The organism is Burkholderia sp. S171 (assembly GCF_009766085.1).
GTDB lineage: Bacteria > Pseudomonadota > Gammaproteobacteria > Burkholderiales > Burkholderiaceae > Caballeronia.
Window position 1 is genome coordinate 467 of the sequence record NZ_LMUF01000003.1, and the last position, 13792, is coordinate 14258.

The 13792-nt window shown below is 61.9% G+C and carries 7 protein-coding genes; 2 read left to right on the forward strand and 5 right to left on the reverse strand.

The features are described 5' to 3' along the window. Nucleotides 1–8: 8 nt before the first annotated feature. Complete coding sequence (locus GSQ93_RS00965; RefSeq protein WP_031362420.1) at nucleotides 9–350, reverse strand: FKBP-type peptidyl-prolyl cis-trans isomerase; 342 nt, start codon at nucleotides 348–350, stop codon at nucleotides 9–11. A gap of 253 nt (nucleotides 351–603) precedes the next feature. On the opposite strand from GSQ93_RS00965, the gene GSQ93_RS00970 reads away from it, so the two are divergent. Then, nucleotides 604–1776, forward strand: a complete 1173-nt coding sequence (locus GSQ93_RS00970) for a sensor histidine kinase KdpD (RefSeq protein ID WP_254073702.1) — start codon at nucleotides 604–606, stop codon at nucleotides 1774–1776. A 60-nt stretch (nucleotides 1777–1836) separates the two neighbouring features. Next, nucleotides 1837–3264 carry a hemolysin family protein gene (locus GSQ93_RS00975; protein ID WP_158933833.1) on the forward strand — a complete coding sequence of 476 codons (1428 nt, stop codon included), beginning with the start codon at nucleotides 1837–1839 and terminating at the stop codon, nucleotides 3262–3264. Between the two features lie 35 nt (nucleotides 3265–3299). On the opposite strand, the gene treY is transcribed toward GSQ93_RS00975, so the two are convergent. The 4 genes from treY to glgX form a co-directional block, all read right to left on the reverse strand. Further along, entirely contained in the window at nucleotides 3300–6227 is a 2928-nt protein-coding gene (gene treY / locus GSQ93_RS00980) for a malto-oligosyltrehalose synthase (protein WP_158933834.1), read from the reverse strand. A 4-nt stretch (nucleotides 6228–6231) separates the two neighbouring features. Beyond that, on the reverse strand, nucleotides 6232–8457 hold the full coding sequence (gene malQ / locus GSQ93_RS00985) for a 4-alpha-glucanotransferase (protein ID WP_254073703.1): 2226 nt from the start codon (nucleotides 8455–8457) through the stop codon (nucleotides 6232–6234). Next, nucleotides 8454–10331 carry a malto-oligosyltrehalose trehalohydrolase gene (treZ, locus tag GSQ93_RS00990; RefSeq protein ID WP_158933835.1) on the reverse strand — a complete coding sequence of 626 codons (1878 nt, stop codon included), beginning with the start codon at nucleotides 10329–10331 and terminating at the stop codon, nucleotides 8454–8456. The genes malQ and treZ overlap by 4 nt, the downstream gene beginning before the upstream one ends. Before the next feature lie 99 nt (nucleotides 10332–10430). Further along, the gene (gene glgX, locus GSQ93_RS00995; protein ID WP_158933836.1) at nucleotides 10431–12692 is read right to left on the reverse strand and encodes a glycogen debranching protein GlgX; all 2262 of its coding nucleotides are present in this window, start codon (nucleotides 12690–12692) and stop codon (nucleotides 10431–10433) included. Between the last annotated feature and the right edge of the window lie 1100 nt (nucleotides 12693–13792).

Consider the following 13792-nt stretch of genomic DNA (forward strand, 5'->3'; position numbering starts at 1 on the left):
AATAAACCTTAAACTTCCAGCAATTCCACTTCAAACACCAGCGTCGCATTCGGCGGAATCACGCCACCAGCGCCGCGCACGCCATAACCGAGTTGCGGCGGAATGGTCAGCTTGCGCTTGCCGCCTACCTTCATCCCCTGCACACCCTCATCCCAACCCTTAATGACCATCCCGCCGCCAAGCACAAAAGCGAACGGATCATTACGGTCGTGGCTGGAATCGAATTTCTGGCCGTCCGTGAGCCAGCCCGTGTAATGCACGCTCACCGACTTGCCGGCAACGGCATCAGCACCTTCACCTACCGTCAAATCTTCATACTTGAGCCCTGAGTCGGTCGTCACGATCGCCATGTAACACTCCTTGTAAATGCCGGCACCGCCAGCTGGATCTAAAACCGGTATTGTAGGGCTTTCGGGTGGCATCGTTACACTCGGCGAAGCGTGCACGAGGTTTGCTGCACGCCTTGGCAATATCTCGTAAATGGAGGGGAAGGGGCGGCCAGCCCCACGCGGAAAGCCCGGAAGCGCTCTCCTATAATGGTCTGTCATCTCGATAACACCGGGCAAGATACTCGCATTCATCAACGCTCAAGGATCTCCTATCGTGACAACGTCTTTTTCCGGCACGGTCGAAACGGGGCGCGCTTCCCGTCCTGAAGCGCCGGTCGCGGGCACGGACGGCGTGCTTGTTCTGGATACCGCGCAACGCTGTCTGTCAGCCGATACTGTCTTTGCACATCTGTTCGATCTCGACGCGAGCGCATTCGAAGGCCGCGCTCTCGCCGATACCGCCCTACCCAAGCCTCTGATCGCCGTGCTCGCCGAAGCTGCGGACGCCGCGTTCGCTGCCGGCGGCGTCCGGCGCGCGAAGGTATCCATCGACGAGGGAGAGGGCGCGCGATCGAGATCGCGTGCGTTCGCGATCCTCGCGCTGCCCGGCAGCATCGGCCGGGCCGATACCGTGTCGCTGATCGTTTCGCCGAGCAGCCCCGAAGTCCTGGGGTTATCGACGCAAACCCAGCCGCCACAAGCCGATGCCGACGAGCGCACCGCGCATCTGCGTGCCGAAGCGGCGTTGTTCATGCGCGATCACGTGCTCGGCGTGGTGTCGCATGATCTGCGCGGGCCGCTGAACGCCATCCATAGCTGGGGTTACGTGCTGGAGCGCAAGGTCGATACCGCCGATGCCGCCGCCCAACGCGCACTCGCCGGGATTCGTTCCGGCGTTGAACAGCAGGTGAAGCTGATCGAGCAATTCATCGATACCACCCGCGCCGAGACCAAAACGCTCGCGCTTGACCACGCGCCGATCGCGCTACGTCACCTGATGGAGCAAAGCGCATGGGAGGCACGCGCGAGCCTGGCAAGCGCACGGGAGGTGACGCTGCACGTTGAATCCGCACTCGTGGAAGAGCAGATCAGCGCCGACGGCGAACGTCTCGCCCAAGCGCTCTGGCTGATGCTCGCGTTCGCCACCGAGGCGAGCGCGGCGGGGTCGAAGGTGGTGTTGAACGGCACGGTGGAAGGCGGTGCGTTCAGCGCGGTCGCCACGTTCACGGCATCGAAGAAAGCGCTTTTGGATCCCGAAGCGCCCCACGTACTTGAAGCGTTTGCCCGCAATCAGGCAACGTTGCCACGGGAAGCGGCGCGTATCGCGTGGGTGCTCGCCCTGTGCAAACGCGTGGCCGAAGCGCACGGCGGCACGTTTGAACACGACGATTTCGCCGATGGCGCCACCGTTGCGCTCAGGTTTCGCGTGCCGTTGAGCGCGACCTGATTTAACTTTCGGTCAGCTTGCACCTCTATACTGGCGGTTTCATTTGCGGAGCAGGTTGCTTTGAATCAGGTTGTCGCGCTAATTGGTGCATTGTTGCTCGTCGCGTTGAACGGGTTTTTCGTCGCGGCCGAGTTCGGACTCGTCAAACTGCGCGCCACGCGCGTTCAGGCAATCGCCCGGTCGAACGGTTTGCCGGGCCGTTTGCTGGCCAAGGTCCACGGCAAGCTCGACGCTTATTTGTCCGCGTGTCAGCTCGGTATCACGCTGGCGTCGCTCGGGCTTGGCTGGCTCGGCGAACCGGCATTCGCCGCGTTGTTGCACCCGCTGTTCGCACTTGCGGGTATCGAATCGGTCAAGCTGATTGACGCCGTCTCGCTGTTCTTCGCGTTCTCATGTATTTCATTCCTGCATATTGTGGTCGGTGAGCTTGCGCCGAAATCGTGGGCGATCCGGCGCGCGGAACAAGTCGGCCTGTGGGTCGCCATGCCGCTCTATGGTTTTTATTGGGCAATGTATCCGTTCATCTGGGTGCTGAATTCGAGCGCGAATTTCGTGCTGCGATTGTTCGGACTCGGAACGGGACATGGCGGCGACGCTCACTATTCCACCGACGAACTCAAGTTGATCCTGCGTGGCCGGCGCCTGAGCGGAGCATCCACAACTGCGTTGCCGGACGCAATCGGGGCGGGCGGGTCTGGTGGGGCTGCCGGGTCTCCGGGATCTTCCTATAACGCGGATGAGTGGAACACCATCGCCCATTCGCTCGATTTCAGCCGCATGACGGTCTCGGACCTGATGCGCCCGAACCACGAAATGGTCGGCCTGCGCAACGACGTGCCCATGCGCGACAACATGCAGGTGATCGCGCGTCACCGCTTCAGCCGCTATCCCCTTTTCGCCGATGCCTCCGGCGAACGCGTGCTTGGCATGATTCACTTGAAGGACCTGCTGCTCGCACGCAATGGCGCCGGGCGCGGTCTGCTGCAAGGCCTGACCCGGCAGGACACGGAGCAGGATGAACTGGCCCGGCATGTGCGGCCGGTGCAATACGTGGCGGGCAATCTATCGGCGCTGGAACTGTTCCGCCGCTTTCGCAAGGGCGCGCCGCATTTCGCGCTGGTCGGGCGCAAGGGCCAGAAACCAATAGGATTCCTGACGCTCGATAACCTGCTCGGCGCGCTGGTTGGCCAGATTCACGACGAGTTCCGTCAAGGCGATGCAGACTGGTCGCGCATGGACGACGGCACGCTGATGGGCAAGGGCAGCTTGCCGGTGGTGTCGCTGGAACGGGCTTTAGGGATTGATATCGACGAGGGGCAGGCTGAATCGGTCGGCGGACTCGTGATCAATGCGCTGGGCGATCTGCCGAGCGAAGGGCAACGGGTCGGCTTCGATCGCTTCGATATCGTGGTGAAGAAGATGAACGGGCCACGCATCGTACTTGTGCGCGTGTATCCGCATGAAGAGGTGGCGCTGGAAGCGGAGTGATTTTTCACTCCGCCTTTGGGCCTTGATAAGCCACGTCAAACTCGCGGCACCCCTTCCTCCATCAGCAATGCCACCGGCATCGACGCCAACGCGTCGCGCATGAACAAGCGCTGCCCATCCGACTTCGGCGCGTTCGGGCTCAGCCAGTCGAACAACGCACGTGAAGCCAGCGCTTCCGGCAAAAGCACTGCTGTATCGCCCCAATGAGCGGCATCGACCAGCGGCAGGCCGGTATTATTCTCAGTCAGCAGCGAGTCGGCCAGCCGTGTCGCGATCACCACCGCGTACGCGCTGCCCGCATGCCGCGCAAACGCAATCACGCTATCCGCGTGCGCGCCTTCCACCTTCAGCGGCACGTAAGCGCCTTTCTCGAATAGCGAATGCGCATGTGCGCGCAACGCCAGCGAGCGCCGCACAATACCCAGCTTCACGCGGCCATCGTGCCAGTTCTTCAATTGCTCCGATGGCGCGCCTTCAGCCTCGCCTTCACTCAACCACACGCGCCGTTGCTCGAAGTCGACGGGTCGCCGGTTATCGGGATCGACGAGACTGAAATCCCATAGTTCGGTGCCCTGATAAAGATCCGGCACGCCCGGCGATGTCAACCGCAACAACGTCTGCTGAAAACTATTGATCGCCCCGGTCCGCGCGACGCGCTCCACGAATGCCGGCAACTCGCCGAGAAAACCATCGCGACGTTGAGGCGCGAGGATATCGAAGAGAAAATCGCGGCATGCATTCTCGTACGCTTCATCGGGAGCGAACCAGCTCGTGCGCAACTTGGCTTCACGCAGCGCCTTCAACTGCCACGCGCTCACGCGTTCGGCGAGTGCTTTCACGCCATCGGCGTCGTCGGGGGAAAGCGTCGGCGGCCAGCAGCCGACCAGCGTCTGATACAGCATGGCTTCAGCGGCCGCGCCCGGTGCCCAGTCGTGTTCATCGCCGTTCAGCGGCCGCCGTTGCGGCGTGTTCAACGTCGACCAGCTTCGCAATGTCGCGGCCCATTCATCGGGAATCTCGCTCAATCCCGCGATCCGCGCGCGCACGTCTTCGCCGCGTTTGTGATCGTGCGTCGCGGTGTTGAGCATCGCGTTCGGGAAGCGCTTGGCGCGTTCGAGATTGCCCGCGTGGAATGCATCAACTGACAACGAAAACTCGCCCGGATCGGCGCCCACTTCGTTGCGCGAGATCAGCCGGCCGTATCGATAACACGCGGTGTCTTCGATCGCCTTGGCGGCCACCGGCGAAGTAAGTTGGGAGAACAGAGTTTGTGCGTTGCGTCGATGTGAACCGCTAGAGTTCGAGCCGGCGCTGTTCGCTTGCAGGTTCTGATTGGGCGCGCTGGAGGCGGACTGACGATCCCGATCACGATCCCGGCCGCGATCGAGCAAGCGCTCGCGTTCACGCGGTTTTTCTTCCACGGCATCGTCACCGCCCGGACCACCGAGCCACTGCGCGATCTGATCGAGGATGACAAAATCGGCGGGTGCCAGCGCGGCCTTGGCGCCTTGATAAGCGTGCGAGAAAAAGCGCTCATCTTCTTCGCTGCGCTGGCCACCGACGGGGTAAATCCGGTACACGGGGAAGTGCACCACGAGCTCAGCCACAACCCGTCGCAACGATGAATACGTGAAGTCGCGAGTGACGGGGGTATCGCGTGCGATCCGATGCAACGCTCGCGCGACGCGATCGAGTTCGGCGGACAAGTTCTCGGACAGGATCTTGCGGCGCGCGGCTTCGGCTTCGACGGCAAAGTCCGCTGGACGTCCAGACAATTCGGCCCAGCTTTTTGCCAGCGGTTCGGCGCCGCGCGGATCGTGCAGCAACGCGCCGACGTCGTTCATGAAGTCGTAGCCGGTGGTGCCGTCAATACGCCAGTCGTCACGCACGGGTTCGCCGCGCGCGAGGATTTTTTCGATAACAAAATACGTGCGGTCCTGCTTTAGATTCTCCGGCCGGTGTTCCGCGAGTTCTTCCAGCCGGCCGCGCAAGCGCTGGCAATATTCACGCGGTTCGGCGAGGCCATCGACGTGATCGATTCGCACGCCGTCGATCAGCCCTTCGGTAAACAGCTTGAAAATCAGCGCATGCGATGACTCGAATACTTCGGGGCGCTCGACGCGCATTCCGCCGAGCGTGCTGACATCGAAGAAACGCCGCCAGTTCACTTCGTCCGCGGCGGTGCGCCACCAGGCGAGCCGATAATGCTGACGTTCCAGCAGCCGATGCAAACGGTCGCGGCCGACGGGGTTATCGCCGGAATGCGCTTGCACGGCGGTGTCGATAGCGCGCTTGCCCTCGGCCGTTGCCGCGTACTCTTTCAAAGCCGCCCGCGCTTCGTCGGCGCGCGGCTGGTCGCCGGGTTGCGTGGACAGCCCCGTGAAGCGCTGCGCCATCTCGGGCGCGTAGTCCTGCAGCACTGATGTGAAGTCGAGCGGACTCACCGGGAACGTGTGCGTGTAGTACTCGATCTTGAAGCGCCCCTGATCGGCGTCGAAGACCAGCTTGATCTTGCCGCCTTGCAATTCCTCGCCATACGCCGCGCCCAGGAACGGCGCGAGCACTTTGCCGCGCAGCGCGGGGTCAGGCGAATGCCAGTCGATGTCGAAATAGCGCGCATGCGCCGCGTGGCGTCCCCATTCGAGGATGTCCATCCACCAGAGGTTTTCCGAACCACCTACGCCCATGTGGTTCGGCACCACGTCCACGATCACGCCCATCTCGTGCGCCCGCAGCTTCTCGACGAAACGCCTCAAGCCCTCCTCGCCACCGAGTTCCGGATTGACGCGGGTGTAGTCGACCGTGTCGTAGCCGTGCGTCGAGCCGCGGGTCGCGGTCGTGATCGGCGATAAATACGCGTGGCTGATTCCGAGCGCGGCCATGTAATCGACCTGGCGCGCGGCGTCGTCGAAGGTGAAATCCTTGTGAAGCTGCAGCCGCAGCGTGGAGCGTGGAACGGTCATGGTCTCAGTCGGTGGGTGAAGCGTTATGCGTGGCCGCCTTCGTCTGGGCGGATTTTTTCCGGGCCTGATCGACAGCAAGCAGGCGGTCGACGAACGAATCGTCGTCGAAAAGTTCAGATACGGGTACAGCCAGCCGCCGGCGCCAGTTCGGATGCTCGTCGATGGAACCGGGCAGGTTCGGCATCTCGGCAAGCGCCAGCAAATCTTCCAGCGGGTAAATCGCGAGCGGCGCGGGCGTGGATGCCACGAACGCGAGCGCTTCGTCTACCGGCGCGGTGTGCGGGGAGATGTCGGCGGCCACCGTAACATCGGGCGCGGCGACACCCGCTTCCTGAAACGCAGACCACAGCAATTTACGATCCTCGCCGCGTTCGGTCTGCGCGATTTCGACGGGATCTTGCCCGTCGGCTCGTGCGGCCGTCTGCCCGATCTTCGCGCGCCACACAATGTCCTCGCCGATCCACCAGCCGGTGACTGTAGGCAGATCATGCGTGGTGGTGGTCGCGGCCACGTCGTGATCCCAGTCGGCGGGCGCCTTGAAGCCCGGGCCTTTTTCCGCGCGTTCGAACCAGAGCACGCGGATGCCGAGCAGACCGTGTTCCTGCAAGCGTTCGCGGAAGCCGGGCGGAACCGTGCCCAGATCCTCGCCGATCACAATAGCTTTATGCCGCCACGACTCGAGCGCGATCAGCCGCAACAGGTCGTCGAGCGGATATCGCAAGTACGCGCCGTTCTTCGCGCTTTCGCCATCGGGTACGAGCCAGAGACGCCGCAAGCCGAGAATGTGATCGATACGAATGCCGCCCGCGAGCGTGAACGCGGCACGCAGCATATCGATAAATGCTGAGAATCCCTGTGTCCGCATAGCACGGGGAGAGAACGTGGTGAGGCCCCACGATTGTCCGGCCTGGTTGAACAGGTCTGGCGGCGCGCCAACGGATACGCCTTGCAGCATTTCATCACGATACGACCAGGCGTGGCTGCCCGCACTGTCGCAGCCTACGGCCAGATCGGCAATTAGACCGATCGCCATGCCAGAGTCGCGTGCGACGTGCTGTGCATGCGACAAGCCTTTGGCCGCGAGCCATTGCGCAAAGAGGAAAAAATCGACCTCGTTTTTATGCGCGGCGGCGAATTCCGCGACAGCGGCGCTGCGCGGATCGCGTAGTTCACCGGCCCAATTGCGCCAATGGCCTTCGTTGGCTTCAATTAATTGCGCTGCCTGGAGTGCCTCGAAGCGAGCGTGGTCTTCCAGTGGGCGTCCGCCACGTTTCACGAAGCGGGTGAAATCCTTGTGCAGCATGTCGTTTTCGTGAGCACTGACTTGCGTCTGGAACTGCGCGAACAGCGCGCGCAGCACGGCCAGTTTCGCCGTCACCACGCGCGGCCAGTCGATCAGCTGCAGCGCTTCGAGTTCGGCGGATTCATCGGCGACACCGGCTGTTTTTATGGCCGCCTGCGCCGCTTCCACGCCCAGCACCGCCGCCGGATCAATGTGCGCGATGTTCAGGAACAAGCGCGATGAAGGCGAGTACGGGCTGAACTTATTCGGCTCTGCGCTGAACATGGCGTGCATCGGGCTGATCGCGATTGCATGACTGCCGCGCTGCGCGCTTTCGGATGCAAGCGTCGCGAGCGCGGAGAAATCGCCCACACCGCCATCGCCTGCGCGCCGCAGGCCGTACACCTGCGCGGCGATGCCCCACATCGGCGCGGTCGCTTGCGTGTCAGGTTCGAGCGCGCGCCAGGCGTCGTCGACGGTGTAGCAGCGCGCCGGCGCCACCGCGAGCGTCGTGCGCTGCTCGTTGATCACGAGCGTGTGATAACCCGGCTCGGAGATCGGCGAGAGCAAGGCGGTGGCCCCTTTCGGCGATGTAAACCGCCCGTCGATCACCGCACCGCTTTCCAGTTCTATCCGATATCTCGCGCCTGTTTTCACGGCTGCCATCGGCAGGGAAATGGCGCGATCGATCTCCGCGGTCATCAGCGGCGGCAACTTGCGCCCGGACAATTCGGCATCGAGCGTTGCCGTGCTCTGCTTGAGTTGCGTCGGATTGCCGCAGGGCAGGCCGAGGCGTTCCAGCAACACTTTCAGCGTCTCTTCCGGCACGCGCTGGATCTGCTTGTGCGCGTCTTGCCACTCGACCTCGAAACCGGCCTTGGTGGCGAGCGCCTCAACAGGGCTGGGCGTTTTATCCGGCGTAGCCGGGGTATTGATGGTCGTGCTCACGAGGTTTTCCCCGAAGCTTTGACGCGGCGTGCGTCGTGATTGAACGCGGCATCGGCGAAATCGCCCGTCAGCCACGCGATAAAAGTCTCTGCGCCCAACTCGCCACGATCCGCTGCGTCGCGAGCCCGGGCCGGTGTTTCGAAGACAACCTGGCCCGGCGGATGGTCTGTGAGTGGAACGGTTTGCTTGCCCAGATTGAGTGCGACGGAATAGGTACTGCCATCGCCGAGCCGCCAGTTTGCCAGCACGGCTTTCTCTCCGATCACCTTGGCGCCGAGCGCCTTTGCTCCCCTCAGATGCGGCATCAGCAGTTTGGTGCGCACCGCCAGCGCCGAGCGATAGAAATGCAGCCAGTCGTTGTGATCGGCGGGATGCTTGTTTTCATCGGGCGACGACATCCTGAACGTCTCGATGGCGTTCGGATCGGGAATCTGGGCGCGGCGCTTTTCGTCGGTGAAGGCGGAGAACTTCGCAAATTCTCGGCGACGCCCTTCGCGCACGGCGTCGGCCAGTTCGTCGTGATAGTCGGTGAAGAACAGGAAGGGCTGTGTGGAACCGTACTGCTCGTCCATGAACAGCATCGGGATTTGCGGTGTGAGGAGCATCAGGCCGGTTGCGGCATAGAGCGCGTCTTCTCTGCACAACGCGCGCAAGCGGTCGCCCATTGCACGGTTGCCGACCTGATCGTGGTTCTGCAAAAACATCACGAACGCCGTAGGCGGCAAGTGAGCGCTCGGTTCGCCGCGCGGCTTGCCGTCATGGATGGGCGAGGGCTCGCCTTGATACACGAAGCCTTCGCTCAGCACGCGCGCGAGCTTCTGGATCGGCTGGTCGCTGTAGGCGCTGTAGTAACTCTCGTCTTCGCCGGTTAGCAGGACGTGCAGCGTGTTGTGTGAGTCGTCGCTCCATTGCGCGTTGAAATGCGATTCGAGCAAATTCGACGTGTTGTGCTCGTTCTCCAGCACCAGATGCACGTGCCTCAACGGTTCCACCGACGAACGCACGCGATCCGACAACTCGCGCAACCATTCGTCGTCGTTGATGGCGTGGACGGCGTCGAGGCGCAGGCCATCGAAGCGATATTCCTTGAGCCAGTACAGCGCGTTGTCGAAGAAAAAGTCGCGCACTTGCGGACGTTCGAAATCGATCGCCGGGCCCCACGGCGTATTCATGCCCTCACGGAAAAACGACTTGGCGTACGCGCTCAGATAGTTGCCGTCAGGTCCGAAATGGTTATAGACCACGTCGAGGAAGACCATCAGTCCAAGGCCATGCGCGGTGTCGATGAGCGTCTTCAGTTCATCGGGCGTGCCGTAGGCCGAATCGGGCGCGTAGGGGAGCACGCCGTCGTAACCCCAATTGCGGCTGCCGCTGAAGTCGTTGAGCGGCATCAGTTCAATAGCCGTCACGCCGAGGTGCGCGAACTCCTTCAGGCGGCGGGTCACGCCGGCATAACCGCCCAGCGCGCCTACGTGCACTTCGTAAAGCACCGTTTCTTCCCACGGCCGGCCGTGCCAGTTTGTGTTTTCCCAACGATACGCACGCGGGTCGATCACTTCGCTCGGACCGTGGACGTCGTCGGGCTGGAAACGGGAGGCCGGGTCGGGCACCGCCAGATCCGCATTGATCCGATATCGATAGCGCGTGCCCGCGCCGCCTTCGGCCAGCGTTTCGAACCAGCCGTCGCCGGTGGAGGTCATATCAGTGAGTGTGGCGGCCGCACCCTCTTCAGTGGGGTAGAGCTCCAGTTGCACCGCTTTCAGCGAGGGTGCCCAGAAGCGATAACGCGTGTGTCCGGCGTCGGTGAGATGAGCGCCGAAGGGCAGACAATAGGCATGGTGACGCTTGTGCGGATCGATTGGGGTTTCGGACATGATGTGTGTGCCTTCAGTGCGCTTGGTCAGTTGCTTGGCTTGGAACCTGCCCGGTGATTGTTGACGTCTTTATGCCTCTTAAAGCCGTCTTTGACCCGTTCAATTTTCCTCCTTTGCGGGCGGCGCGTGCTCAGGTATGGGCGTTTTCCAGGGTTCCGCTGTCCGTCGCGGTCCGATCGTGCCCGGGTCCGGCGGCAACGCCGTCAGAAGCCGCGGCCCTTCGTGGGCGCCGGCCATCCATACAGCCTGCCAGTCGGCTTCGCCGGTTGGCTGCGCGAGCAGCACGGCTACGCTGTGCGGCTGCACCTCCAGTTCCCCGCCAATCAGGGGGTACTGCAGCGCGTCGGGCACAGCGCTATCCATGAGCACATTCCATTCCAAGTGCGGCGCGGGCGCGGAGAAATTCAGCGCTTGCGATGATCCATTCATCATGATCAGCATGACATCGACTTCCCCGTTCAGACCGGGTCCCGCGCGACGCAGCGTCAGCGCCCGTCCCTCGGGATCCTGCCATGCGTCGATCGTCAGCGCCGCGCCGCTTTCGTCGAACCAGCTGACGTCGTAGAGACCGGGCAACACTTCGCGATCACCTTGGAGAAAGCGCATTTCCCGCAGCAGCGGGTAGTTTTTGCGCAGCGCGATGACGCGGGCGACGAACTCCGTCATCGTGCGGCCGGCGGGCGAATCCGCCTGCGCCCAGTCGATCCACGAAATCTCGTTGTCCTGGCAATACGCGTTGTTGTTGCCGCGTTGCGTGCGGCCGAATTCGTCGCCGGCGAGCAGCATGGGCGTGCCGAGCGACAGCAGGTTCGTTGCGATCAGCGCGCGCGCCACGCGGCCGCGGGTTTCGAGGATATCGGGGTCATCGGTCGGGCCTTCTTCGCCCCAGTTTGAGCTGCAGTTTTCGTTGTGGCCGTCGTTGTTGCCTTCCTTATTCAATTCGTTGTGTTTCTGCTCGTAGGCCGTCACGTCCGCGACTGTGAAACCGTCGTGCGAAGCGACAAAATTCACCGATGCCCACGGCTTGCGCATGCGCCGGTGAAACAGCTCGGCGGAGCCGGTCAGGCGCGCGGCGAGATCCGGGCGCACGCCGGCGTCACCGCGCCAGAAGCGGCGAATGCCATCGCGGAATTTATCGTTCCATTCGGCGAATCCTGGCGGGTGGTTGCCGACCTGATAACCGTCCGGGCCGATATCCCACGGTTCGGAAATCATCTTGCGCGTGTTGAGGATCGGGTCCTGGCGGATGGCGTCGAAGAAACCGGAACCCGGGTCGAAACCGTGGCCTTCACGGCCTAACGTGACGCCGAGATCGAAGCGGAAGCCATCGATATTGAACGCCGTTGCCCAGTATCGCAGCGAGTCCATGACCATCTGCAGGACGCGCGGATGCGACAGGTTCACCGTATTGCCGCACCCGGTCTCGTTGATATAGCGGCGTTCGTCTCCGGGAATCAGGCGGTAGTAGCTGGCGTTATCGAGGCCGCGCCACGACACCGTCGGCCCGAGTTCGTTGCCTTCGCATGTGTGGTTGTAGACCACGTCGAGAATCACTTCGATACCCGCTGCGTGTAGCCGGCGCACGGCGATGCGCATTTCGTTCAGACGGTTGGTTGACAGGTAGGACGGTTCGGGTGCGAAGAACGCGGCGGTGTTGTAGCCCCAGTAATTCTTGAGACTGCGTTCGACGAGGAAGCGGTCGTTGAGAAAGGCGTGTACGGGCAGAAATTCGACTGCGGTCACGCCGAGCTTCTGCAAGTGTTCGATGAACCACGGCGATGACAGTGCTGAAAACGAGCCGCGTTCGTGCTGGCGGATGTCCTGGCGCAGCATGGAGGTGCCGCGCACGTGCGTTTCGTAGATGACGGTTTCGCCCCAGGGGACGTTCGGGCGTGTGTCGCGGGACCAGTCGAAGGCGTCGTCGGTGACGACGCATTTGGGGGTGGCGGGGGCGGAATCGCGTCGGTCCATTGAAAGGTCGAGGCGGTTCGAATGCACGCGATAGCCGAACAGTGCGTCGGACCAGCGCCATTGGCCGACGAGTTTCTTCGCGTAGGGGTCGAGGAGGAGTTTGTGGGGATTGAAGCGATGGCCTTGATGTGGCTGGTAGGGGCCATGGGCGCGGAAACCGTAGACCGTGCCGGGGTGTGCGCCGGGGAGGTATCCGTGCCAGATTTCATCGGTGCATTCCGGCAGTTCGAAGCGGGCGAGCTCCTTGCGGCCGGTGGTATCGAAGAGACAGACTTCGATTTTGTGTGCGTTCGCTGAGAACACTGCAAAGTTGACGCCTAAACCGTCCCAGTTGGCTCCGAGCGGGTAAGCCGCGCCCGGGAGTAACTTGTCGGGAAATGAATTAGCCATAGGGTTTCCGTTCGCACTCGGTTTTGGGGTTTTTGGTGGTTATTCGCTGGCGCTCGGTCGGTAGTTGATCTTTGGGTGCCAGTGGGTGTTTTTGAAGGGTGACGGGGCGGTTAGGTGGTTTGGGGTTTAGCGGTTGGGGGCAGGGGAAGGGTAGGGTCAGGATCGGGGTGGCGGGTTCCAGGGCCAGCGGTTGGGGTCAATGCCGGGTTGGTGCTTTCGGCCTTAGTGGTCTGCATGACTCGGATTTTCTCTTTATCACTATTAGCCACTGTGCGTGGCGCCCGTCATTTCTTTGTCCAAAGCGACAAAGAAACGAAGCAAAGAAAACGCTTTTAACCGCTCTACCCTAAGTGTCCACAGCGTGCAGTTTTGATTCATAGGTGCCCCAAAAGCACAGTGCTCGCCAGAGCGAAGGATGTGTGAAACCCTCCTTCTCCGAACACTGGTTTTGACACGCTTCGCCACCAGTGACTGAATCCGCCCAAGGGGCACCCCGCGCTATCCGCGTGAACCATCCACCAAATCATTACGCACGACGAACCACATCGCCAACCCACTAAGAAACCAAGCCGTAAAAATGCGTGAGGCCGCAAGCACGCAGACCACACATACAACCTACAAAAAGAAACAGCAAATAAACGTGCGGCCCCGTGGTGCACGCTGATAGTCTTGCCAACCACTTAGCGCCAACCACTTGGCCTGAACCACTCAGCCCGAACCACTCAGCCCGAACCACTCAGCCCGAACCACTCAGCCCGAACCACTCAGCCCGAACCACTCAGCCCGAACCACTTAGCAGAGACCACTCAGCAGAGACCACTCAGCAGAGACCACTCAGCAGAGACCACTCAGCAGAGACCACTCAGCAGAGACCACTCAGCAGAGACCACTCAGGCCGGACCTCGGTGTGGACCATTCAGCCAACCGACTAAAAAACGAAATTTCAAATATGCGTGATGTCGTGCGGGTTCCTTGGCAAGGGTGCTTGCCCGAGAGCACTGGTGGCGAAGCGTGTCTATGTCAGGATTCGCGAGAAGGAGGGGTTCAAACATTCGTTGCTCTAGCGAGCACCGTGCTTTTGGGGCACCTATGAATGGGAA